This is a genomic window from Hymenobacter translucens (genome assembly GCF_020685205.1).
Classification (GTDB): Bacteria; Bacteroidota; Bacteroidia; order Cytophagales; family Hymenobacteraceae; genus Hymenobacter; species Hymenobacter translucens.
The window spans coordinates 118,824-142,937 of record NZ_JAJERB010000007.1; the positions used below are offsets into that span (position 1 = coordinate 118,824).

The following is a 24,114-nucleotide window of genomic DNA, read 5'->3' on the forward strand; positions in this document are numbered from 1 at the left end:
CGGTTGAAACAACGGGTTTTGGGCGGCCGCTTACGGCTGCACAATTTGGCGCATCAAACTGGTATACTCATGCTCGGCGATTACCTCGCCCTGGCTGAGCTCATAAATACGGTCGCACTCCCGAAGCGTGGTAATGCGGTGGGCAATGATGAGAATGGTGATATCGGTCTGGGAAAGCTTGTTGATGGCTTCGTTTACCTCGCGTTCGGTTTCGTTGTCCAGGGCGCTGGTCGCCTCATCAAGCACCAGTACCTCGGTGCGCTTGTACATGGCCCGGGCAATGCCGATGCGCTGGCGCTGCCCGCCCGAAAGCTTGGAGCCCCGCTCCCCGATGTGGGTGTTGACGCCGTCCGGCAGCCCGGCCACGAAGGTGCGCAGCGAAGCCTGGTCGATGGCGTACTGCAGCCGCTCCTCGTCCACGTCAGCGGCATCGTCGCCGAGGGTGATGTTGTCGCGGATGGAGGCTTCCATCAGGAAGGTATCCTGCTTTACGTAGCCGATGATCCGATGCCAGGCCTCGAGGTTCTGGGCCGTCAGCGGCTGGCCGTCGATGAGGATATGGCCGCTCTGCTCGGTATAGAAGCGCAGCAGCACGTTCATCAGGGTAGTCTTGCCCGAGCCCGAGCTGCCGATAAAGCCGATTTTCTCGCCTTTACGAATGTTAATGGTAATGTCGCGCAGGGTGGGCTTCTCGCTGCCCGGGAAGCTGAAGCTCAGGCGGTCGAACGTGAGGGTGCGCTCGAAGGTCAGCGGCAGCTGCTGAGGGTGGGGCGACTCGTTGTACTTGGGCTCCCGGAATGCCTCCAGGTTTTCGATGGTGTACTGGTTTTGCTTGAGCTGCACCATGGCCATCAGCATCCGGTTCACCGAAGGCATCAACCGGTAGGCGGCGGCGGCAAACAAACCAACCAGCGTAATCAGGTTGGTCTCCGTGCTGGGCACGTAGATGGCGTACAGAAAGATGGTCAGCACTCCCAGGATGGCCACCATCTCGATAACCTTGAGCGGAACGAGCGTGTAGAGGTAGGCTTCGGCATCGAGCTTCTGAATCTCCTGCTGGTTGCTCAGGAGCCGGTCACGGAAGCGGGACTGCTTGTTGGCCAGCTTCAGCTCGGCAAAGCCGGTAAACAAGTCGCTGATAACGGCAAAGGAGCCCGGGCGCAGCTCGTTGATACGGTTGCCGATAACCTGGGAGCGGGCCCGCAGCGCCCGGTACGTGAGCAGCGTGGTGGGCACCAGCACAACCACTAGAATCACCAGCAGCTTAGGCTCGTACAACAGGATGCTGACGACAATAACCAGAACCACCGCCACCTCCGAGAAGAAGATGAACAGGGGCCGCATGATCATGTTCACGTAGGTGCTCGGTACCTGCAGCGTGCTATTGATCAGGTTCGACGAACCCAGGTCGTTGAAATACCAGAACGGGAAGTGCAGGTACTTGGTGAGCTGGGTTTTAATGATGCTCAGGCCTACCTCGGCGGTAAACTTGGTTTGCAGGTAGTTAACCCAGGTCGAGAACAGGTTCTTGAACAGAAAGAACAGAAACACCACCACAATCAGCACCAGCAGAAACGAGCGGTCCGACTGAAAGCCCAGGGCCTGATAGATCGGGGCGAAGTACTTGCTTTTCTGAATGCCGCCGGGCTCGGCTGCCACCATCATTACCGGCACCAGGGAGGCCAGTCCGACTACGTCGAGAAAGGAAGAAATCAGCAACAGCGCAAACATCCAGACGGCTTTGCGTTTCTGCAAAGCAGTAAGATAATAGCGGATGCTATTCAGCGAGTAGCGGATAATTCCGGTATTCATAGCGGCTTGGGTCACGCGAAGAGCCTGGGCAGCAATAAAGCAGTCCGCCCACAGGACAGTTGTCCCGGATTTCAGTTTCGGCCAGCAAAGATACGCGTTTTGGGTAAGCCGACCGTCGGCAGACCGCAATTAGGACGCCGCCACCGGCTCTTCTGGCCCACCGTGCACCCCGCCTGATTCGGCCCGGCCGGTCCGGGGGGCGCTTTACTTTTCGCTCAGGATCGGCGCATAAACGGCAACCTGGCGCTGATGGCCCCGCCAGCCGTACAGGTTCCGGCTATACGGATTGTCCACCGTTCCCACGAGCCGGTACGAGCCAGGAAACGACATTCCCTTTTTCTGCAGGCAGGCAATGAAATCAGCGCCGGGCGGCTCGTTAACCAGCAGAAAGCTTTGGCGCAGATCCTGCCTCGACAGGTCGAGGGCGTGGCAGTTGCGCGCATCGGCCCCACTGAAATACCAGGACATGCCGGGCGAGACGCCCCCCATCAGATACACCATCCCGGGCATGTCGTACAAGCCGATGAGCGGTCCGCCCGGGCGAAATCCGTTTTGTTGTAACAGCGTTTGCAGGGAATGGGCAAATACGGCCGTTGGCTTATCCACCCGGAGCTCGGATTTCATGCCGGCTACCCGAAGCGGTTCAGTCTGCGCAAAAGCAGTAGCCGACTGCACGTAAGGCGTAATGAGCACCCCACGGGCAATCTGCTCGGTCAGGTAGAATGCCGGCCAGGCCAGGCAGAGGGCAACCACCCCGGCCCGTTGCAGGCCCGCGGGCATCTCCAGCCCCAGCGCCACGACAATCACCAGCCAGGGAGCAACATCAATCAGCACGTTCAGAAAAATGTTGTTGATGGTCCCCACCGCCCCGAAGAAGGGCAGCCCAAACAGCCAGGCCAAAACCAGCAGCTTGTTTACCAGTCCGATCTGCAGGCGAGGCCAGCTTTGGCGGGGACGGACGCTGAAGAAGCCCGCCAGCGCGGCCAGCTGTAGGCCAAGCCCGGCCAGCAGAAATGCCGTCGACCCGATTCCATTAAGCTCAATGACCTCATAAACCCGACGGCGCCAGAGCTGGAACAGCAGGTAGGCCAGGCTGACAGTGACGATTCCCAGCAGCACACCGATCGGTAAGGCCTTGGTTTGGGCCCAGCGCCGGGCCAGCAGAAACGCCACGGCAAACAGCAGCCCATAGGGATACACCATCGTTTTTGCCATCTGGATGGCGTAGCCCAGGTAGGTTCCCAGCAGCGTGCCAATGCCATACGAAGAAGTGGTGAGCACCGCTATTTCCGTACGGAAGTTGCTGATCCAGACGCCGGCTGGCTGGATAAAGCCAAAAAACAAAGCCAGACCGGCGCTGGCGCCCAGCCCCAGCCACAGCCAAGCGGCAAGTACGCCTCTTAGCCCCCCGGCCTGCCAGCGGAACCACCCCAGAAAAAAAGCAAACGAAGCCAGCAGCAAAATGCTGGTAGAGAACTTCACGAAGAAATCAAGCGCGGCCAGCATTCCGGCCAGGGCCAGCAGCAGACGCTGCGGATAACTCAGGCGCCGGTCCGGGCTGCTGATAACGGCCAGAACCGCGCTGGTACCCACCAGCAGCGCAAAGTTGTTGAGGGTGTTATAGGAAATGGCCCGGGGAATAAGCGAGTAGATGGTCAGGTTGGCCAGCATGCACAGGGCGGTTACCCCCCACTGACCACCCGCCACTGCCAGCGCCGTTTCTCCGTACGTCTGCCGCAGCCAGCGCCCGGCGCCAAGGGAAAATAAGCCGCCGGCCAGCAACGAGCACAGCAGGGCAGCCAGCCGGTATCCGACTACCTCCAGCTGCAGGAAGCCCAGCACCCTGACGATCAGCAGGTGAAAGGAGAGCGAGGCGGCGTATTCGCCGGGATACCGGTAGTTGAGCAGGTAAAAGGCCTCGTCCGTGATGTCAAACCCTTTGTCGAGGCTCCACAGCAGCATGCCGACCACGGCGGCCAGCAGCAGCAGAATAGCCAGGCCGGTAATCCGGGCTCCGAAGGGAAGCCTTGTTGTGCGATGGGTGTTGCCAGCAGACTGGGGGGCAGCTGAGAAGACAGGCGGGGAAGATACGTGCATAGAAAGAATGGAAGCCACCCAAAGGCAGCTCACCAGGTTGATCAACAGACAAAGGTAGAATGGCGGAAGGCAAATTCACCTGGTATCTAAATTCATCGGCAAATCGTAGCCGTATGGGCCACAGCAGTTGTGCGGCCAACCCAGACCATTGTGCACGCGCTACCCTGGGCTGCAGATCAGTGCTTTTTATCGTTGGGTAGATCGAGGCTTACGATATACTCCTTGATGCCAGCCACGAGCTGGGTTTGGGGCCGCCAGTCCGGCAGGTAAGTGTGCAGCTTGGTGTCATCCAGAGCTAGGTAGCCCATACATTCGTCGCGGGTAGTGACGGCTCCCAATGCCTGCGCTGCACTTTGTCCGAATTCGGAAAACACCACCTCCACCAACTCCCGGATTGTAATGACATCCGGTCCGGCCACATTGTAGATGCCAGTGGGAATAGGCTCGGTTAGCAACCGCGTGGCTAGTCCGGCAACTTCGCGGCCATGGATATACTGCCGGACCTGCGTACCGGCACTCAGGCGGGGCATTTCGCCAGCCTGAAGGGTACGCACTAAGTACGGAATGAGGCGGTTTGCATTCTCCCTGGCACCGTAAATAGTAGGCAGAATCAGGTGCCAAACAGTAAAGGCAAAGTGCTCCTGCCTGACGAAAGCTGATAATCTCCGTTTTGATTCACAATACGAGTTAGGTACCGACCTGGTGCTAAGCAGCACTTCCTCCTCCCCCATTGGCCGGCGCTCCCGGCTGGCCCCGATCTCGAAATAGGTACCAAAGCTGATCCATTTGCCCCGATAGTTGTACGCCGTCAGATACCGGAGCAGGCTGATCGGCAGCTCAGAATTAATTCCCCAGATGGCTTCCTCCGAGGTTTGGTCACTGGCCTGAACCCCACTCGCAGTACAATAAATCAGCGCGTCAAAAGCCAGCAGCTCCGCTGGATCAATTGGCTTGGCAGGGTAGTCGAAGTGTCGAAACTCCACCTGGGGGCGGGCAGGCATTTCTGCCGGAGGGCGCCGGCCGTACAATGTCAGGTCCACGGTTGGGTCCAACAGCAATTGCTCAATTAAGTAAGATGCCAGCAGGGACGTGCTGCCAAGGATAGCAATGTGCATTGGGGGAGGAAAACCTGAGGAATAACGAATCGGGCGGCTGCGAAACAGCGTTAAGGTATGTTGAAGTCAGGTGAGAGGGCTGGGCTGGCCACTAGTTCCCGGGCTGGGTTACCGCCCACAATAGTATGCGCCGGCACATCCTGATCTACGACTGATCCGGCCAGTACAATGGCATTCTCGCCGATGGTGACGCCTCCGAAAATACAGACACCTTCTTCGATCAGAACCCGCGACTCGATTCGTACCGGCCCCGCAGATTTTAGTTTCCGGTGACGGGGGAGTTGCTCCCGGGCCTGGGCTGTGCGCTCTAGGGCATGGTCGGTAATATAAACGCGGTTGCTTAGCCGGACGTTGTTTCCAATATAGACGTGCTGGAGGCTGGAAATGTGTACGTTAACTCCAATTTCCACATCGTCACCGATAACTACCTTAGGCTGGGCGGAGGTAGTGCCCGGCTCCTCGATTGCCTCCAGGCGGAGGTTGTCGCCCGAAATAAACCGGCGGCCAATAGCAATGTATTGCGGGTTGCGCAATGCGCACTGCGCAGGAAGCCAGGAATTAAGTCCCAGGCTGGCTAGCTGCCCGGCTAACTGCTCCCGCTGGGCATTGGCATGCACCTTTAGCAGCTTGTCGACTACTTTGATAACGGCTTTCTTTATTGCCGCGCCCAGCCGGCTGGTTAGTGGGTAGTAAATGCGCTTGATAAACAGCGGAACCAGGGAAGTCCAGAAGGCTTTGTACGACCAGAACGACCTTAGCAGCAGCAGGAAGGGCTTCTCATTGTTGATGATCGGCACGCCGGGCTGCACGTACTGAGGAACCCATACCGTGAGAATCTTTTCCACAATTAGTTGGCGGCCGGCGGCTGGGAGCAGGCCCTGCTCCACCAACGGATTCAGAATGCGGAGCATGTTGGTGCTCAGGGTTTCGAAATAGCGATAGCTGACCGATTCGGTGGCCCGGCCCATCACGGTATTGCTGAACACCCGCACATTGGGCTTCCCCATAAAGATGACCGGGATGTTCCACCCCATGTGCACGATGTTGGATCCATCGAATTGATACAGGGCGGGCAGACTGCTCACCAGATCTTTATTGACGATGTTGCCGGAGATATACCCAACCCAGTAATGAACCTGCTCGAGATACTCCATCGGCTTCTCGTAGCGCTTGTACGTAAAGCTCAAGTCCCCAATAGTGGCATCCGCAATGTTGTGCAGATACCAGGTGGGCTGCATGAACATGCCCCCTATCTCCTCCCCCTTTAAGATACCGACAATGTGAAGCAGTTGCTGGGGCAGCAGAATATCGTCATCCGAAAATATCCAGGAATACTTCGTGCGTGCCAAGCGGAAGGCCTGGGCCATGTTGAAGTCCATGCCCATATTGCGCTCATTTTCCACGTACTCGAAGTGCGGAAACCGGTGCCTGTAGCGCGCAATTACCTCCGGCGTATTATCCGTCGAGGCATTATTGGAAACCAGAATCTGTACGTGCTCCAGCGCTTCCGGTGCCTGGCTGGCCAATGATTCAAGTGCTAGGGCCAGCGTAGTTGCACGGTTGTACGTGGGTACACCAATAGTAAGAAGTAGCCTCATCAAGCTGATTTTTTCGCGGTGGTCTAAGTTAAAATGAAATCCCTGATGAATTGATCCTACAACTTGACAGATCAGTTACTTTCTCGATTGCATCAACCCAGAAATTATGCTTGTTGAATAGCCATTGCTTCGTGCAGACCAAGCCAGACGCCCCGCCAGAACGCCCGGTTTATAATGCTACTGGTCAGGTCACCCACCACCGGGTATTCGATGCCCGCGTACGCCGGCTGGCGCAACAGGTTGCCGGCAAACAGCAGGCGGGTACCGATTTTGTGGCTGTCCAGGTATTCCACCAGCTCGGCACAGCACAAGCAGGCAGGTGCTGCGTTAGGAATGCAGCTGGCGGGTACCCTCCCGGGCCGCTTCCGCTCCTACTATGGCAAAGGGCGCTACATCTTCTCTGACCACCGAATTAGCCCGAATAATGGCATTTCTGCCTACGGTGACTCCTGGCAGAATGCACGCTCCGTGCTCTACCAGCACGTTGTCGTGCAGAACAACCGGACCACGGCTGAGCAGCCGGCGGTGGGCCGGCGGCTGCTGCAGGGCCTCCGGGCTTTCGTCCCGGTCATGGTCGGTGATGTAAACCGAGCCACCCAGGACTACCCCGTTACCAATCGTGACCTGGTTGATGCAGGCAATATGACAGTTCGCGCCAAAGCTTACGTCGTCGCCAATCACCACGGAAGGCGTGAAGCTTTGCGCGTTGTGCTGGGTAAGGGCGTTAACCACCAGCCCATCCAGGGAATGGAAGCGGCGGCCCAGGGTGATGCACTGCGGGTTCTGCAGAAAACTCTTCGAAGGCAGGTAGGTCCCGATACCCACATGCCGCAGGTTGCCCTTGGTGAGCTCGGCCTGACTGTAGGCGTGGCTGCCCGACACCTTTCCGAACAGCTTTAGCATAAGCGCCTTGCCCCCGCTCTTGATTCGGGTCAGGGCCGGCACGTACAGGCGCTTGAAGAAGATGGGTACGAGCGTAAGCCAGAAGGCCGGGTACCGCCAGTACGCCTCCAGCAGAATGAGGTAGGGGTTTTCGCCGTTGATAAACTGCTTGCCCGGCGCAATGTACTGGGGAAACAGCTCCGTGATCAGCTTGCGGTTTACGATGTCGCGGGCTTGCACCGGAACGTGGCCGGCCGCTACCAGCCCGTTCATGACCAGGTTGAAGTTGGTGCTGTGAACCTTAAAGAACTTGTAGTTTACCGAAGCCTCCGCGCGTCCCAGGATAACGTCGCTGGACACCTTTACATTCGGCTTGCCCCGAAAGATGGCCGGCAGCGTCCAGCCGATCTGAATCAGGTTGGTATTTTGAAACTTATACAGAACGTCGAGGTCCTGCACCAGCGACTTGTTGGTGATGATGCCGCTGATAAACGTAATCCAGTAGCCCACCTGCTCCAGGTACGCGGTCGGGTTGTCGTAGACCTGGTAGGCAAACGGCTCATTGTTGGGCCGGGCATCCTCAATGTGATGGTTGTACCAGATCGGCGTCAGGAACATCAGGCCGATTTCCTGGCGCTCCAGCACCCGCACAATGTTTTCGAGGGTATTGGGCAGCAGAATATCGTCGTCAGACAACACCCAGGCGTAGCGCCCCTTCGCCAGCCGGAAGGCCTGGGCGATGTTGGCATCCGGGCCCGTGTTGGTGGGGTGCTCAAAGTAGCGGAAGTGGCGGAACAGAGTTCCGTACTGATCAATGATCTGCTTGGTATGGTCGGTGGAAGCATTATTTGATATCACCACTTCCACGCGGTCCGCAACGTTACCAATCTGTGCGTGCACCGCCGCCAGCGCCTTGCCCAGCAGATCAGCCCGGTTATACGTAGGAATGGCAATAGTGAGTATCAGATCTTCCATAAACATACTGGTATGGCGAGCAAAGGTCCGCTAGCTACCATAGCTAGCGGACCTTTCTTCACCTTGGGGATAGGCAACTGCTGTAAAAGCTGCCCGGCTGACAAAGACTAGGCTTTGCTGGCAATAAAGCCAGCCACCGTCTGCGCAATATAGTCGTAGTGCTCTTCCTGCAGGCCCGGCCACACGCCCAGCCAGAAGGCCCGGTTCATGATGATGTCGGTATTGGTCAGGTCACCGACTACCCGGTGCTCGATGCCGGCGTACGCCGGCTGGCGCAACAGGTTACCGGCAAACAACAGGCGGGTACCGATTTTGTGGTTCTCCAGGTATTCCACCAGCTCGGCGCGGTCCAGGGGGCTGTTGTCGCGCAGGGTAATCAGGAAGCCAAACCAGCTGGGCTCCGAGCCGGGCGTGGCTTCGGGCAGAATGAAGTGGTCCTCGAACTGCTTCATCTTCTGGTACAGCATGGCGTGGTTTTCCCGCCGGCGCTGCACGAAGAAATCGGCTTTGTTGAGCTGGCTCAGGCCAATGGCGGCCTGCATATCCGTCACCTTCAGGTTGAAGCCGATGTGCGAGTAGGTGTACTTGTGGTCGTAGCCGTAGGGCAGCTCACCCAGCTGCCAGCAGAAACGCTTGTTGCAGGTGTTGTCCTTGCCCGGCTCGCAGTAGCAGTCCCGGCCCCAGTCGCGGAAGCTTTCCGCAATCATCTTCAGGCGGATGTTGTTGATCAGCACCGCGCCGCCCTCTCCCATCGTGATGTGGTGAGCAGGGTAAAACGAGAGCGTGGCCAGGTCGCCGAAGGTGCCGGTCTTTTTGCCTTGGAACGTAGCGCCCAGGGAGTCGCAGTCGTCCTCAATCACCCACAGGTTATACTTCTTGGCCACGCGCATCACCTCTTCCAGGTTGAAGGGGTTACCCAGGGTGTGGGCCATCATGATGGCCTTGGTCTTGGGCGTGATGGCCTGCTCCAGCAGCTCGGCCTTGATGTTGTAGGTTGGAATTTCTACGTCGATGAACACCGGTACGCAACCAAACTGAATCATCGGATTCACCGTGGTCGGGAAGCCGGCGGCTACGGTAATCACTTCGTCGCCGGGCTTAATGGCGCGGTCCCCCAGCTTGGGCGAGGTCAGGGTATAAAAGGCGACCAGGTTGGCCGAGGAACCGGAGTTCACGACGATGGACGACTTGCAGCCAAACCACTTGGCCAGCTTCTGCTCAAACTTAGGACCGAAGCGCCCGGTGGTCAGCCACCCATCCATGGTGGCGTCTACGCCATACAGCAGATCCTCCGCATCAAGCACCTTGCCGGTAACCGGGATATAATCCTGACCGGGGATGATGGTCTTGGTGACGTTGGGCAGAATTGCCTGCTGTAGCTGGCCCTCCAGAGCCTCATCAAAATTCTTATACTTCTGATCCAGTTTTTGCATGGAGCGTAGGGGCGTTATTTGCCCAAAGGTAACAGGGTTTTAGCGGAAGCGGAACGACAGGTTTAAATTGAATCAGGTGCCTTCCATTTCCAGTGGCTTGGCGAAAGGCTCCATCTCGGTGATGGGGCGACCAAAGGCCAGCTTGGGGTAGCAGTTGGTATGCGTGTCAATCATTACCTGAAGCAGGGCCGGCTCGTTGGGGTCGGCCCACAGCCAGTCGGCACCCTGCTCCACGTCATCGGGCGACGCAATGGTCAGGGTCTTGATGCCATACGCTTCCGCAATCTTGGTGAAGTCTGGCGCGCTGTAGCCCCAGTACGTCGATTGGTAGCGGCCCTCGAAGTAGCTGTCCTGAAACTGCCGGATCATGCCCAGGCAGTTGTTGTTCAGCACTACCAGCTTGACGGGCAGCTTGTTGTGCACGATGCACTGCAGCTCCTGGATGTTCATCTGAAAGCCGCCGTCGCCGGCAATAACCACGACCGGCTTGCGGCCCGTGGCAAAGCACATGCCCAGGGCTGCGGGCAAAGCAAAACCCATGCTGCCCAGTCCGCCGGACGTCATGTACAGCTGGTCGGCGCCCAGCTCCAGGCTTTGCGCAGCCCACATCTGGTGGTTGCCCACATCAGCCACGTAGCCGGAGCCCAGCCGCGGCTTGGACAGGGCGTGCATGAAGACATTGGGATTGATGCCGGTAATGTCGGGCAGCTCGTTGGTATCGCGCCACTGCACTTTCGAAGCGGCCAGCTCCTCCAGCCACTCCTGCTTGGGCTGGAACAGCTCGGGGGTATAATAGCTGTGGGCCAGGGTGAAGAAGTCCTCCAGATCGGCCACGACTTCGCGGCAGCCCAGCACCCGGTTGTTGATTTCGCCCACTTCGCAGTCGACGTGGTAAATGGGGCGGGTGCCTTTGAAATAGTCGGTATCGGCACCGGTCTGGCGGATGTCGAGGCGGCTGCCCAGCACGATCAGCAGGTCGGCGTGGCCCAGGGCCATGTTAGCCCACCGGTTGCCGTAGCTGCCGATATAGCCCACCCGCAGCGGGTGGTCGTGGGGAATAGCGTCGACGGCCAGCAGCGTGGTCACCACCGGAATCTGGGTCAGTTCCACAAACCGGCGGAACTCCTCGGTCATAAACGACGAGCGCACTCCGCGGCCCACCAAAATCAGGGGCTTGCGGGCGGCAGCCACCTCGGCAACCAGCTCATCAAATACGCCGGGGGTAAGCTGATGGGCAACCCGCTCCCGGGTCACGAACGGAATCGGCAGCGTGGGGGTAATGTCGACCCGCTGCAGGTTCATCGGAATGTCAATCAACACCGGACCGGGGCGGCCGCTCAGGGCAATGCGAAACGCATCCTCTAAAATAGCGGGCAGCTCGTGGGCATCCGTAACGGCATAGCAGGCCTTGGTAACGGGCCGGGCCATCGAAATGATATCGGTTTCCTGGAAACCCAGCTGGCGGATGTTCCGGTCACCCTTCTGCTCGTGAATATTTACCTGACCGGTGATGAAAACGGCCGGCGACGAGTCGAAGTAGCAGCTGGCAATACCGGTGAGCAGGTTGGTCGCGCCAGGGCCTGAAGTAGCCATTGCTACCCCCGGCACGCCCGTAACCCGGCCGTAGGCATCGGCCGCGAACGACGCCGACTGTTCATGGTGCATGCTCACGATATCGATGGGCGTCAGCTGATGCAGGGAGTCCAGCATGTGCGTAATCATTCCTCCCGCCATTTCAAAGACGGTTTTCACCCCCTGGGCTTCGAGAAACCTGGCTATGTAGTCGGATGATTTCATAATCAAAAGCGTGTTTACTTGTTTAATCTGACAAAGTTGATGACTTCCGCCAGCGCTTCCGGGAGCGGCGTGGACTGAATCTCCCCGAAGACCTGCCGGAACCGGTTAGAGTTCCCCTCCATGTGCATTACCTGCCCCGGCCGGTAGGGAACAGCACCATAGTTTATGACCGACCGGGAACTGGTCAGCTCCTGAATGGCACTGACAATGGTCTTTAAGCTGGTTGCCGTGTTCGACGACACGTTATAGACTCCACTAGTCCCTGGTTCGGCCCCTACTACTTGAGTAACAGCCCGGGCCAGGTCCCGCACAAACATGTAATCATATTGCTGCTCGCAGGCCGTCAGGTTGGTGGGCTGGTTGGCCAGCAGGTTGTCGACAACGAAGGAAACAAACCAATGCTTGTCTTCCCGGGGTCCGAAAACCGAAAATACGCGTAGCCAGCACCATTCCATGCCTGCTCCCTGACAAAAAGCTTTCAGCACTTCGAGCGTGGCCAGCTTCACGGCCCCATACGCCGAGGTCGGGCTGGTCTCGGAGGCCTCATCGACCCGCCCGTGAAACAGCCCGTACTCGGCCTGCGAGCCCAGTGCCACCACCCGCCTGATTGGTCCCTGCGCTACCAGCTTGAGCAGCTGCAGAGTAAAGCTCAGGTTGGTTAGCTGACTTTCCCAGTCGTCGCGCTGGCTGGCACTCACGCCCAGCCAGGCTGAGTGAACCAGAAATTCAGGCCGGAGCGACACGACGACCTGCTCCCAGTTCGCGTCGTCGCTGTTGATCCAGGTGAGTGGGCCTGCCACCCCGGCCAGCCGCCACCGGTCTGATGAGGTGCGGTGCAGTGCCAGAACCTCGTGGCCGGCCTGCAACAACGCCTCGGCAATGTGGGAGCCGATAAAGCCGGTGGCGCCGGTCAGCAGAACTCGGCCCTGGCTCATGATGCCGCCACGAATGCTTCAATGTCGGCCCGGACAAGCGCGTCCGCACGCTGACCGTCATTGAGGGCCTTGTACCAGTTGATGGTTTTGTGGATTGATTCCTGGGCGCTGTACTTCGGCCGCCAGTGCAGCTCATTCAGGGCTTTGCTGATGTCCAGCTTGAGCAGACCGGCTTCATGTGGCTGGTTGGTCAGGGTCGGGGTTTCGTACTCGCCCCCACCCCAGGCACTGAGGCCGATGCCTACCAGGCTGGCTACCGGCAGGGCATCCTGCAGGTGAGGCCCGAAGTTCCACGCCCCGGCGTAGCGGATGGGGTCCGCCGCCAGTTTGGCACCCAGCAGCAGATAACCGCCGATGGGCTCCAGTACGTGCTGCCAGGGCCGCACGGCCTGGGGGTTGCGCACCTGCACGGGCTGGTTGGCCTGCAGGGCCCGCACGATGTCGGGCACAATCCGGTCCTTGGCCCAGTCGCCGCCGCCGATTACGTTGCCTGCCCGGCCCACGGCAATTCCTTTCCGGTGCTGGCCGTAGCTGGCCGGGTTAAAAAAGGACTGGGTGTAGGAGTTGATGACCAGCTCGGCGCAGGCTTTGCTGGCGCTATAGGGGTCGTAGCCGCCCAGCCGGTCACTTTCGCGGTAAGGATACACCCACTCCTTGTTCTCATATACCTTGTCGGTGGTGATGAGCACCACGGTGCAGGGCTTGTCGAGCCGGCGTACCGCGTCGAGAAGGAAGGCCGTGCCGATGGCGTTGACCTCGAAGGTATCGGCCGGGATGTCGTAGGACAGGCGGACCAGGGGCTGGGCGGCCAGGTGAAAGATGAAGTCGGGCTGGAAGTCCAGTACCGCCTTGGCCAGCTGGTCACGGTCGCGCAGGTCCGCAATAACAGAGTCGCAGAGCGTATCACCCTGCAGCAGATCGTAGAGACTTACCGGGCCCTCGGGGGCCAGGGCGTAGCCTTTAACTTCGGCACCGAGCAGGTGCAGCCAGTACAGCATCCAGGCGCCCTTAAAGCCGGTGTGGCCGGTGAGCAGCACCTTTTTGCCCGCGTACGTGGTCTTCAGGTCTTCAGTCATGGCAGAGGGCGGGGTTACCAGGTTTTCCAGGGGGCCTGACGGGAATTCCAGCTGTTGTCCAGCTCGGTTTTGTCGCGCAGGGTGTCCATCGGCTTCCAGAAGCCATCGTGCTTATAGGCCTGCATCTGTCCGGCCCGGGCAATGCGCTCCATCGGCTCCCGCTCCCAGATGGTGGTATCGTCCTCGATAAAGTCGATAACGCTGGGCTCGCACACGAAGAAGCCGCCGTTGATCCATGCGCCATCGCCTTTGGGCTTCTCAGCGAAGGAGGTGACTTCGTCTTGCTCGGTCAGGTTCAGGGCGCCGAAACGGCCGCTGGGCTGCACGGCCGTAACGGTGCACAGGCGGCCGTGGGCCTTATGGAAGGCTACGGACTCGGCAATATTCACGTCGGACACTCCGTCGCCGTAGGTCAGCAGGAAGGTCTCGTCACCGATGTGCTGACGCACCCGCTTGATGCGCCCCCCGGTCATGGTTTCCAGGCCCGTGTCCACCAGGGTGATGTTCCAGGGCTCGGCAAAGCTGTCGTGCACCTGCAGGGAATTCTCCTTCAGGTTAATGGTAACGTCAGACTTATGCAGGTAGTAGTTGGCGAAATACTCCTTGATGACATAGCTCTTGTACCCGAGGCAGATGACAAAATCATTAAATCCATGGGAAGAGTAAATCTTCATGATGTGCCACAGGATGGGCATATCTCCGATTTCCACCATCGGTTTAGGCTTCAGGACGGTTTCCTCGGAAAGCCGGGTCCCGAGTCCCCCTGCGAGTATGACTACTTTCACTGCGAAATATTAGAAAATGAACGTATTAAAATGAAATGCCTGCCTTTAGATCAGAGCATAGAGCCAAGCAAAGTTAGTGTTTTTCCACGGCGGCTAACTGTCTGACCGGGGTGCGACAGCAAGGAAGGCAAGATTTTGTTGTCCGCCAGGCTTGCCGGGAAAGGTTCGGCAAGCAGCGCCGGGGCCGGCATCGGGCTAGGGCTGCCGCATAAAAAACGCCTTTATTCCGGTTGCCACAAATGCCACCTGCTCCTCCGTCAGCCCGGGCCAGAGGGGCAGACTCAGGCAGGTAGCCGCCAGCTCCTCGGCAATGGGGAAGGCGCCGGGCAGGTACCCCAGGCTGGCGTAGGCCTGCTGCCGGTGCGGCGGAATGGGGTAGTGAATCAAAGACCCGATACCGGCAGCCGCCAGGTGAGCCTGCAGGGCATCGCGGCGCGCGGTCCGGACTACGTAGAGGTGATAAACGTGGGTGCAGCCCGGGGCCGTAGCCGGCAGTATCAGGTCGCCCAGGCCGGCCAGCTGCTGCTGATACAGCGCAGCCACTTGCTGCCGCTCCTGGGTCCAGCGGGTCAGGTAGGGCAGCTTCACCCCGAGCACGGCCGCCTGGAGCTCATCGAGCCGGGAGTTGTACCCGACTACCTCGTTGAAATACTTTTTCTGGGAGCCGTAGTTGCGCAGGGTCCGCAGGCGCGTGGCCAGTTCGGCGTCGTCGGTGGTCAGCGCCCCCGCGTCGCCGAGGGCGCCGAGGTTCTTGCCGGGATAGAAGCTGGTGGCATTTACCTGACCGAAGCTGCCGGTAAGCCGGCCGTGCTCGGCGGCGCCCTGGGCCTGGGCATTGTCTTCCACCACGAAAAGGTTACTGCGCCGCGCTATTTCCAGGATGCGGCTCATCTGGCAGGCCTGCCCGTAGAGGTGGACCGGCATGATAGCCCGGGTGCGGGGTGTAATAGCCGCTTCGAGCCGGTCCGGATCCAGGTTGAAAGTAGCCGGGTCGGGCTCCACCGGAACCGGGGTGGCTCCTACGTAGGAAACGGCCAGCCAGGTAGCAATGTAGGTGTTGGAAGGCACGATGACCTCGTCGCCGGGCCCGATGCCGAGGGCAACCAGGGCCAGGTGCAGGGCGTCGAGGCCGTTGGCAACGCCTACGCAGTGTCCTACCCCGTTAAAGCCGGCGTAGGCGGCTTCGAAGGCGGCAACCTCCTGCCCGAGCACATACCACTGCGAGTCATATACCCGGCTGATAGCGGCCAGTACTTCCTCCCGGATGGGCTGGTGCTGGGGCGCGAAGGACAGAAAGGGAATCGTCATGCCGGCAAGGAAAAGATAATCAGGCGGAAGCGGCCGGTGCGTCGGCCCCGGGTGCGGAGCGTGAAAATACTGTCTGGAACAGGCCGCAGATGCCGGCGGCCGTTACAATCAGCGACAGAGCGTCGGCCTGCAGGAGGTAGCGCATCTCCAGGCTGCGGAAGAAAAAGCAGATGTATACGTACTGAAAGATGCCGAAAAGCAGCAGGGGCCACATCCGCCGGTTGTGGCGCTGCTGCCAGGCCCCCACAGCGGCAAAGGCCAGCAGCAGACTGCGCATACCGAATAAGGCCAGTGTCAGCCGGTCGGCGAAGCCCAGCTCGGCTTCGCGCTTGAGCTGGTGCTTGAACAGCGACTTGCCGACGTTCTGCAGGGGAACTTCCAGGGCTGCGCGCCAGGGGTGGCGGTGCCGGTACCGGGCGGCCAGCGTATCAAAGCCGGCTTTCAGGGCGGCGTTGCAGTTGGTGGTTTGCAAATCGTTGCGCAGGTGGCGGCGCACGTAGAAGCTGGACCCGCAGGTGTTGGCCTGCTGAATGATGGTGCGGAGCAGCTGCCGGTCGGCCGGAGTGGAAATAACGTGAGCCGGGAACCGGTCGGCCTGCTGTACCTCCATGAGCTCATGCAACCAGTAGGTATTGTCGTTGCTCCACAGGTGCACCCAGTCCAGAAAGCCAACCATGTCGTCCTTCATATCTGGGTACCCGGCCGTGGCGGGCTTTATGAGGATCAGCTGCTGGTGAAAGACCAGATTGCGCACCGGCCACCAGCTATAAAGCGCCAAGAAGCCGGCGCCTACCAGCAACATGCGCCTGAACCGGAGCTGGGCAGCTTCCACTGGCACAAGGAAGATGAACAGCAGGGAAATAGGCAGCAGAATTCCCAGGTAGGCCCGCACCAGCAGCGCCAGGGCCGCAATCAGGCCCAGCCCGAGAAAGTGCAGGACCCGGGGGTTTCGTCGCGTTATCAGCAGCTGGTTTGCCCAGAGCAGCACGACAAAGATGCCAAGCGTTTCGGTGCCCAGAATGGTAACCCAGACAATGGCAAACGGGTAGCACGCGTACAGCAAAGCCGCCAGCAGGGCAGCACCGCGGAGTTGGGGAAACAGCTGCCGGCCGATCAGAAAGCACAGCCCGATAGAAGCCGTATCAAGCAGAATCTGGGACACTGCTACCGCCGGCTGAAAGTAGTTCGGCCCGAACACCAGAAAGTGCAGGCCCACGAAAAACGGATACCCTGGCGTGCGGCCGAAGGAAGCCATCGGCTCGAGCAGATCAAAGCTGTAGCGGCCGTGATACCACAGGTTCAGAAAGCTCTGAACATAGGAATGGGAGTCACCATTGGTATAGATCGAGCCCTGCCCATAGAAGTAGGTCGCGCCGAACTGCCAGAACAAAAAGCGTAACAGCCCTCCCCCGAAAAGAATGACCAGCAGTAATCTGCGCGTTGAAACCTTGTTCCACCAACGTAAGCGGACTCTATTACTCATACACCTGCTGCACCACGTACATGGGGCGCTTGCGGGCCGCATCAAGGCCGCGCCACACGTATTCGCCCAGTACTCCGAGGGCCACCATCTGGAACGCCGAAACGAACAGCAGCACCACCATCAGCATCGTCCAGCCGGCCGGCTCCTGGGCCCCGAACAGCTTCAGGGCCGTCAGATACAGGCCGTAGCCCAAAGCCACGATGCCGAGCAGGATACCGGTGACGGAAATGGCCCGGATTGGGAAAAAAGAGAAAGAGACAAAGGAGTCGGCGAAGAGCTTTAGCTTTTTAGGCAAGGTCCAGCGGGAGCGGCCGATGCTACGCTTGGCCCGTACGTAGGGAATGTTGACGTAGGGGTAGCCCAGCCAGGTCATCAGGTAGAATACGTTACTGTTGCGCTCCTGCATGGCGACGACCTCGCGGCGGATCCGCTCATCAAACATGACGTAGTCGAAGCCCCCGACGGGAATGTTGGGCAGGGCAAACCGCCGCATCAGGCGGTGAAACAGCGTGGCAAGCACCCGGCTGAAGCCCTTTTCCTCCCGGTCCTGCCGGTTACCGATAACGAGGCGGAAGCCCTGCCGCCAGTGCTCAAACATCTTTACCATCAGCTCCGGCGGGTCCTGCATGTCGGCCGTAATCACAACGTTACAGTCCCCGGTGGCATACTCCATACCCGCCACGATGGCGTTGTAGGAGCCCACGTTGGCCGCCAGCTCCACGATGCGCACCCGGTCGGGATACTGCGCCCGGAAAGCCTGCAGCGCCCCGAGCGTGTTGTCGCCCGAGCCATCATCGACCAGCACGTACTCAAACGAGACATCCGCCGGAAACAGCGCCTCGTTGGCAATCAATGCCTTAGCCGTAACCGGAATATTTTCCTCGTTGAAATAGCAAGGAATAATAATGGAGAGCTTGGGCATGAGCGGGAGTGAGCCGGCGAAGGAGCGTGGCAAATATAACCCTGCCCTGCCGATTGGCAGTGCAGTTGAGTTCTGGATTTAAAATCCGCTTTTTCTTACCCGGGCTGGCAGCTCAGCAGGTGAGTGACGCCGCCCAACCGAAAGCCGACCTGCTGGGCATTGTGGATCACCGCCTGATTTGCCGCCTGGGTGCTCATCAGCACAGCCTCCGCACCGCGCCCGTAGCAGTGCCGCACGGTTTCCGTCAGCAGGCGGCGGTGCCAGCCCCGGTTTTGGGGGCCAACGGCCGTCAGCACTACCCGGCCGAGCTTCGTGCCGAGCAGGGCGGCATCGGCCGCGAGGTAGCTGATGGCCAGAAAACTGTCGACGGGCTCCCGGGCCGGCACCAGTACGGCGTCGCAGTAGCCCCGGGCGGCGGCGGCGGCATATTCCCCCAGAAACGCATCGGCCCGGTCAGGTCCAAAGAACGGGTCGGCATGAAAACGGTCGTGCGGATTCGTATTCGCGGCGGCTATCCGGCGCAGCTGCTCGGCTTCAGGCTCCGAGGCCGCGCGCACGGCCGACTCCGGTCCGGCCGGCAGCTCCGGGCTGTTGTACAGGTAATGCAAACGGGTTTCCACCGTGCTCCACCCTGCCCGCCCGCCGGCCACCAGCAACTCGGTGTCGGCCGCGGCTACCTCGCAGTAGCAGTGCCGGATTTCGTTACGGGCCAGGAGCTGGGTGAACTCCCGCAGCGCGGTGGCCAGCAATTCTACGGACCCGCCCGGCGTAAACAGAACCGTGTGGAGCCGGACCATGGGCTGCTGAAAAAATGCCGAGTCCCAGGTCAGCTGCTCGTAGTAAAACCGTACGGGGCTGCCGGCTGCCGACGTTTCCCAGATCTGCTCGGTTGGGCGCCGGCCATAAGCCCGGACGCGCTCGGCGACGAACAGCTCAAAGAGCTGCTGCTCGTTTAACCGGCGCAGCGCCGCGTAGGGCACGACGCCGAGCAGGGCCTCCCGGCGGGCAGCTAGCTGTTCAGCGGGGGCCATTGCTGCCGGAAATCATCATACTGCCGGATGTAGTCGGCCTCATCATACAGCGTGGAGGCAAAGGCCAGCTGCACGGCCGTGTGCGAGTATTGCATGGTATGCCACACGTGGGGCGGAATGTACACGCCCTGGCTTGGCGACTCCAGCACAAAAACCATGATTTCCCCGTCGGGCATCTCGGTGGTAACCAGAATCCGGCCCGATACGGCCACCAACACCTGGGCGGTGGCGTGGTGCGCGTGCCGGCCGCGCACGATGCTCTCGGGCGTGTAGTAGGTCCAGAAAACCCGCTCAATCTCGAACGGCACCGCCCGGGCCGATTCTGACACCGAGATATAGCCAATATCAGAAGCCCCGATTCTGGGAAAATCTATCAAGTAAGGTTTCTGCATGCACTCCCATTTACTGCCCGTGTTCACCTTCAAATAAACACAAAAAAGCCGGTCACGCGGAGTGACCGGCTTTTTTATGGTGCACCAGCTAGAAGTTGCGGGGCGTGTTGTCGACCTGTCCGGCCGACACACCCTGCACGTGTTCCTTGAAGTACTCCAGCGTGCGACGCAGGCCTTCGGCGCGGTTTACCTTGGGCTCCCAGCCCAGGATTTCCTTGGCCTTGGTGATGTCCGGCTTGCGCTTCATCGGGTCGTTCTGGGGCAGCTCCTGGTAGGTGGGCTTGAACTCTACGTTCATCAGGCGGGCAATTTCCTCACCGAACTCCTTGATGGTGATTTCGTCGGGGTTGCCAATGTTCACCGGCAGCGCGTAGTCGCTCATCAGCAGGCGGTAGATGCCCTCAATCAGGTCGTCGACGTAGCAGAACGAGCGGGTCTGCGAACCGTCGCCGAACACTGTCAGGTTCTCTCCGCGCAGGGCCTGGCTCAGGAATGCCGGCAATACGCGGCCGTCGTTGAGGCGCATCCGCGGACCGTAGGTGTTGAAGATGCGCACGATGCGCGTTTCCAGCCCGTGGTGGTTGTGATAGGCCATGGTAATAGCCTCCTGGAAACGCTTGGCCTCGTCGTAGCAGCCGCGGGGGCCGACGGGGTTCACGTTGCCGAAGTACTCTTCTACCTGGGGATGAATCTCCGGGTCGCCGTACACCTCCGAGGTGCTGGCAATCAACATGCGGGCACCTTTCACCCGGGCCAGGCCCAGCAGGTTGTGGGTACCGAGTGAGCCAACCTTCAGCGTCTGAATCGGAATCTTGAGATAGTCGATGGGCGAGGCGGGCGAGGCGAAGTGCAGGATGTAGTCCAGCTTGCCGGGCACAAACACGAACTTCGACACGTCAGCGTGGTGGAACTCGAAGTCCTCTTTCCCGAACAGGTGCTCGATGTTCGACAGGTCACCGGTGATGAGGTTGTCCATGGCAATGACATGGAAGCCTTCGGCCAGGAACCGGTCGCAGAGGTGGGATCCCAGGAAACCGGCTCCGCCGGTAATCAGGACGCGTTTTTTATCAGACATATTCTTATTAGCTGCAAGCTTTAAGCGACAAGCTGCAAGCGTTTTAGGGTGAACGAAAAAGCTTGCCGCTTGGGGCTGGCAGCTTGTGGCTTACTTAAGCCGGCTCGTGGTGGTCGGTGCGGATGCCGATGCAGTGGTACGCAAAACCGGCTTCCTTCAGTTCCTGGGCTTCGTAGATGTTACGACCGTCGAAGATCACGCGGTCCTTCATCAGGCGGGCAATCACGTCGAAGTTGGGCGAGCGGAACTCGGGCCACTCCGTCACGATGAGCAGGGCGTCGGCATCGATCAGGGCCTCGAACTGGTCTTTGGCGTAGGCGATTTTGTTACCGATCATGTGCTCGGCTTCGCGCATAGCCACCGGGTCGTAGCCCGTCACGGTGCAGCCAGCGTCGATCAGCTTGTCGATCAGCACCAGGGAAGGGGCTTCGCGCATGTCGTCGGTCTTGGGCTTGAAGGACAGGCCCCACATGGCAATCTTTTTGCCCTTGAGGTTGCCGCCGAAGTGCTTTTTCACTTTGTTGAACAGCACCGACTTCTGCTTGTCGTTCACGCTTTCCACGGCCTGCAGCACCTGCATGTCGTAGCCGTTCTCGGAAGCGGTTTTGATCAGGGCCTTCACGTCCTTGGGGAAGCAGGAGCCACCGTAGCCGATGCCGGGGTAGATGAACTTGTTGCCGATGCGGGCGTCGGAGCCGATGCCCAGGCGTACCATGTTGACGTCAGCGCCCATGATTTCGCACAGGTTGGCGATGTCGTTCATAAACGAAATCTTGGTTGCCAGCATCGAGTTGGCGGCGTACTTCGTCATCTCGGCGGACGGAATGTCCATGAAGATGATCGGGTGCCCGTTCACGAGGAAGGGCTTGTAGAGGCGACGCATCACCTCCTCGGCGCGCTCCGAAGCAACACCTACCACGATGCGGTCGGGCTTCAGGAAGTCGTCGATGGCGGCGCCTTCCTTGAGGAACTCCGGGTTGGACGCTACGTCGAAGTCGATGTTCTCGCCGCGCTTGGCCAGGGCCTGCACGATTTCGGCGTGCACCTTGGCAGCGGTACCCACGGGCACCGTGCTCTTGGTTACGATAACCCCGTAGTTGTTCATGTTCTCACCGATGCCGCGGGCCACGGCCAGCACGTACTTCAGGTCGGCGGAGCCGTCCTCACCGGGAGGGGTGCCCACGGCGATGAACGCCACGTCGGCGCCCTTGATGCCTTCTGCCAGATTGGTCGAGAAGTGCAGGCGGCCTTTCTCCACGTTGCGCGACACCATTTCTTCGAGGCCCGGCTCGTAGATGGGCAGGATACCCTTGTTCAGGTTGTCAATCTTTTTCTGGTCGATGTCGATGCACGTAACATCAATACCGACTTCGGCGAAACACGTGCCGGTTACCAGTCCTACATAACCGGTGCCTACAACTGCAATTTTCATATGGCGTGAAATCGTAAAAGGAAGCTACTTATTTAATTTTTTCGAGACAAAGTTAACTCATCATCCATTTCTTCCACCAATGCTGGAAGACGATGAGAGCCCAGATACGCGCGTGGATGTCGCCGGGGTTGTTGGAAAACAGCTGGGTTTTCAGGGCCCGGATAGCCTCGACGTCAAAAATGCCCTGGGCTTCGATAAAGCCATCGGACAGCAGGTCGTCGGTGATAAGCGGGCGCAGCTCGTTGCGGAACCACTTCAGCAGGGGTACCTCGAAGCCGTGCTTGGGGCGCTTGTACAGCTCCTCGGGCAGCATCGGCCGGAACGCGTCCTGCACAATCTTCTTTTTCATATTCGCGTCAATCTTGCTTTCGACGGGAATTGAAAAAGCAAAGTTGACCACGTTGGGGTCCAGGAACGGGGGGCGCACCTCCAGGGAGTTGGCCATGCTCATCAGGTCCACCTTGGTGAGCATGTCGTAGGGCAGTACCAGGTTCATGTCCGTCAGCAGCACCTCGTTCAGGTCGCCGTCGGCGTGCAGGTTGGCCAGTACGTCCTTGCGGCGCTTCTCGGCGGCCTTCTTGCCGATTTTGCGGCGGGAGTCGGCGCTGAGCAGGCGACGGGCATCCTTCTCGCTTACAAACGAGGCCCAGTCCCAGTACCGGTCCTTGGGGCCGCTGAGCATACCACGGGAGAAGCGCTGAAACTGCCGGACCTTGTTACCGATAAACGAGTTGCGCGACTTGGGCAGCACGTCCCAGAGCAGGTTCAGGCCCGTTACGGCCTCGGCCTTGAAGCCCCCGCGCCGCACCTGGAACTCGCCCATGTGCTTGTTGTAGCCGGCAAACATCTCGTCGGCGCCGTCGCCGGAGAGGGCCACGGTTACTTTCTCACGGGTGCGCTTGCTCAGGATGTACACGGCCAGGGCCGAGGAGTCCGCAAACGGCTCGTCGATGTAGTCGAGCACGTCGAAGATGTGGTCGTAGAGGTCCTGGTTGGTGAGCGAGAAAACCGTGTGGTTGGTTTTGTAGCGCTCGGCTACCAGCTTGGCATACTTCGTTTCGTCAAAGAAGGGCTCGTCGCGGTAGCCGATGCTGAACGTGTTCAGGTGGTCGGTGTGGCGCGAGGCCAGGGCCACGATAACGGAGGAGTCGATACCCCCGCTGAGGAAAGCGCCCAGGGGCACGTCGGCCACGAGGCGGCGGGCAGTGGCGTCGTCGAGCAGCTCGACCAGCTTTTTCTGCTGCTCCTCGTAGGTGAGCTTGTTTTTGGCGGTCTTCTTGGGGTCGTACGGAATCTTGTACCAGCGCTTGCGAACCACCTTGCCGCCCTTCACATAGAGGTAGTGGCCGGGTAGCAGCTTCTTGACGCCCTTGAAGATGGTAGCCGGGCCGGGAATGTAGTTGAGCTGCAGGTAGTGACTCAGGGCTGCGTAGTCGAGCTTGCGGGGCACGCCCAAAGCCAGCAGCGACTTCATCTCCGAGGCGAAGAACAGCTTGTCCTCGTCACGGTACACGAGCAGGGGCTTCTCCCCCATCCGGTCGCGGGCAATGAACAGAGAGTCCTCTTCCTTGTCGTAGATAGCCAGGCCGAAAAAGCCGTTCAGCTTCTTCAGAAAGCCCCGTCCCTCGGCGATGTAGAGGTGCAGAATTACCTCGGTATCGGTCTGGGAGTGGAAGCGGTGGCCCTTTTTAATCAGACGCTGCCGCAGCTCCTTGAAGTTGAAGATCTCCCCGTTGAAAACGATGGTGTAGCGTCCCGACTCGTCGGTCATGGGCTGGTTCCCATCGGCCGTCAGGTCGAGGATGGCCAGTCGTCGGAAGCCCAGACCGCAGTGGTCATACACAAAGTGTCCCTGCGAATCGGGTCCCCGGCTGACGATGGCGTCAGTGGAAGAATGCAGGTTGGCCAGGGAGGCGCGGCCTGCGTCAGTGAAAGCGAATACTCCGGTTATTCCACACATAATTGG

General features: G+C 59.5%; 19 protein-coding genes. All 19 read right to left on the reverse strand.

Features of this window, described 5'->3' with window-relative positions; genetic code table 11:
• Positions 1–30 precede the first annotated feature (30 nt).
• Positions 31–1,812: an ABC transporter ATP-binding protein gene (locus tag LJY25_RS15785; protein WP_227609325.1), complete on the reverse strand. Its 1,782-nt coding sequence runs from the start codon at positions 1,810–1,812 to the stop codon at positions 31–33.
• Between the two features lie 204 nt (positions 1,813–2,016).
• Complete coding sequence (locus tag LJY25_RS15790) at positions 2,017–3,909, reverse strand: hypothetical protein (RefSeq protein WP_227609326.1); 1,893 nt, start codon at positions 3,907–3,909, stop codon at positions 2,017–2,019.
• Positions 3,910–4,085: 176 nt separating this feature from the next.
• Positions 4,086–5,024: an NAD-dependent epimerase/dehydratase family protein gene (locus LJY25_RS15795; protein ID WP_227609327.1), complete on the reverse strand. Its 939-nt coding sequence runs from the start codon at positions 5,022–5,024 to the stop codon at positions 4,086–4,088.
• Positions 5,025–5,074: 50 nt separating this feature from the next.
• Complete coding sequence (locus LJY25_RS21405; protein WP_317206606.1) at positions 5,075–6,622, reverse strand: glycosyltransferase; 1,548 nt, start codon at positions 6,620–6,622, stop codon at positions 5,075–5,077.
• Positions 6,623–6,726: 104 nt separating this feature from the next.
• On the reverse strand, positions 6,727–6,933 hold the full coding sequence (locus tag LJY25_RS15810; protein WP_227609328.1) for a hypothetical protein: 207 nt from the start codon (positions 6,931–6,933) through the stop codon (positions 6,727–6,729).
• A gap of 16 nt (positions 6,934–6,949) precedes the next feature.
• Positions 6,950–8,479, reverse strand: a complete 1,530-nt coding sequence (locus LJY25_RS15815; RefSeq protein WP_227609329.1) for a glycosyltransferase — start codon at positions 8,477–8,479, stop codon at positions 6,950–6,952.
• A 107-nt stretch (positions 8,480–8,586) separates the two neighbouring features.
• A complete protein-coding gene (gene rfbH, locus LJY25_RS15820; RefSeq protein WP_227609330.1) occupies positions 8,587–9,912 on the reverse strand; it encodes a lipopolysaccharide biosynthesis protein RfbH in 1,326 nt (441 codons plus the stop codon).
• Positions 9,913–9,984: 72 nt separating this feature from the next.
• On the reverse strand, positions 9,985–11,709 hold the full coding sequence (locus tag LJY25_RS15825) for a thiamine pyrophosphate-binding protein (RefSeq protein ID WP_227609331.1): 1,725 nt from the start codon (positions 11,707–11,709) through the stop codon (positions 9,985–9,987).
• A 14-nt stretch (positions 11,710–11,723) separates the two neighbouring features.
• The gene (locus LJY25_RS15830; RefSeq protein ID WP_227609332.1) at positions 11,724–12,644 is read right to left on the reverse strand and encodes an NAD-dependent epimerase/dehydratase family protein; all 921 of its coding nucleotides are present in this window, start codon (positions 12,642–12,644) and stop codon (positions 11,724–11,726) included.
• Positions 12,641–13,720, reverse strand: coding sequence for a CDP-glucose 4,6-dehydratase (gene rfbG, locus LJY25_RS15835; RefSeq protein WP_227609333.1), 1,080 nt, complete (start codon positions 13,718–13,720; stop codon positions 12,641–12,643). Before rfbG ends, LJY25_RS15830 begins: the two co-directional genes overlap by 4 nt.
• A gap of 14 nt (positions 13,721–13,734) precedes the next feature.
• Positions 13,735–14,505, reverse strand: coding sequence for a glucose-1-phosphate cytidylyltransferase (gene rfbF / locus LJY25_RS15840; protein WP_227609334.1), 771 nt, complete (start codon positions 14,503–14,505; stop codon positions 13,735–13,737).
• Positions 14,506–14,700: 195 nt separating this feature from the next.
• Positions 14,701–15,813 (reverse strand): DegT/DnrJ/EryC1/StrS family aminotransferase, encoded by a 1,113-nt coding sequence (locus tag LJY25_RS15845; protein ID WP_227609335.1) that lies wholly within the window; start codon positions 15,811–15,813, stop codon positions 14,701–14,703.
• 19 nt (positions 15,814–15,832) lie between these two features.
• Entirely contained in the window at positions 15,833–17,203 is a 1,371-nt protein-coding gene (locus LJY25_RS15850; protein ID WP_227609336.1) for a glycosyltransferase family 39 protein, read from the reverse strand.
• A gap of 85 nt (positions 17,204–17,288) precedes the next feature.
• A complete protein-coding gene (locus tag LJY25_RS15855) occupies positions 17,289–18,218 on the reverse strand; it encodes a glycosyltransferase family 2 protein (protein WP_227609337.1) in 930 nt (309 codons plus the stop codon).
• A 95-nt stretch (positions 18,219–18,313) separates the two neighbouring features.
• Positions 18,314–19,249, reverse strand: coding sequence for a hypothetical protein (locus LJY25_RS15860; RefSeq protein ID WP_227609338.1), 936 nt, complete (start codon positions 19,247–19,249; stop codon positions 18,314–18,316).
• Positions 19,228–19,641: a sugar 3,4-ketoisomerase gene (locus LJY25_RS15865; RefSeq protein ID WP_227609339.1), complete on the reverse strand. Its 414-nt coding sequence runs from the start codon at positions 19,639–19,641 to the stop codon at positions 19,228–19,230. Before LJY25_RS15865 ends, LJY25_RS15860 begins: the two co-directional genes overlap by 22 nt.
• 88 nt (positions 19,642–19,729) lie before the next feature.
• On the reverse strand, positions 19,730–20,716 hold the full coding sequence (locus tag LJY25_RS15870) for a UDP-glucuronic acid decarboxylase family protein (RefSeq protein ID WP_227609340.1): 987 nt from the start codon (positions 20,714–20,716) through the stop codon (positions 19,730–19,732).
• A gap of 94 nt (positions 20,717–20,810) precedes the next feature.
• The gene (locus tag LJY25_RS15875) at positions 20,811–22,148 is read right to left on the reverse strand and encodes a UDP-glucose dehydrogenase family protein (RefSeq protein ID WP_227609341.1); all 1,338 of its coding nucleotides are present in this window, start codon (positions 22,146–22,148) and stop codon (positions 20,811–20,813) included.
• A gap of 52 nt (positions 22,149–22,200) precedes the next feature.
• Complete coding sequence (asnB, locus tag LJY25_RS15880; protein WP_227609342.1) at positions 22,201–24,108, reverse strand: asparagine synthase (glutamine-hydrolyzing); 1,908 nt, start codon at positions 24,106–24,108, stop codon at positions 22,201–22,203.
• Positions 24,109–24,114 lie beyond the last annotated feature (6 nt).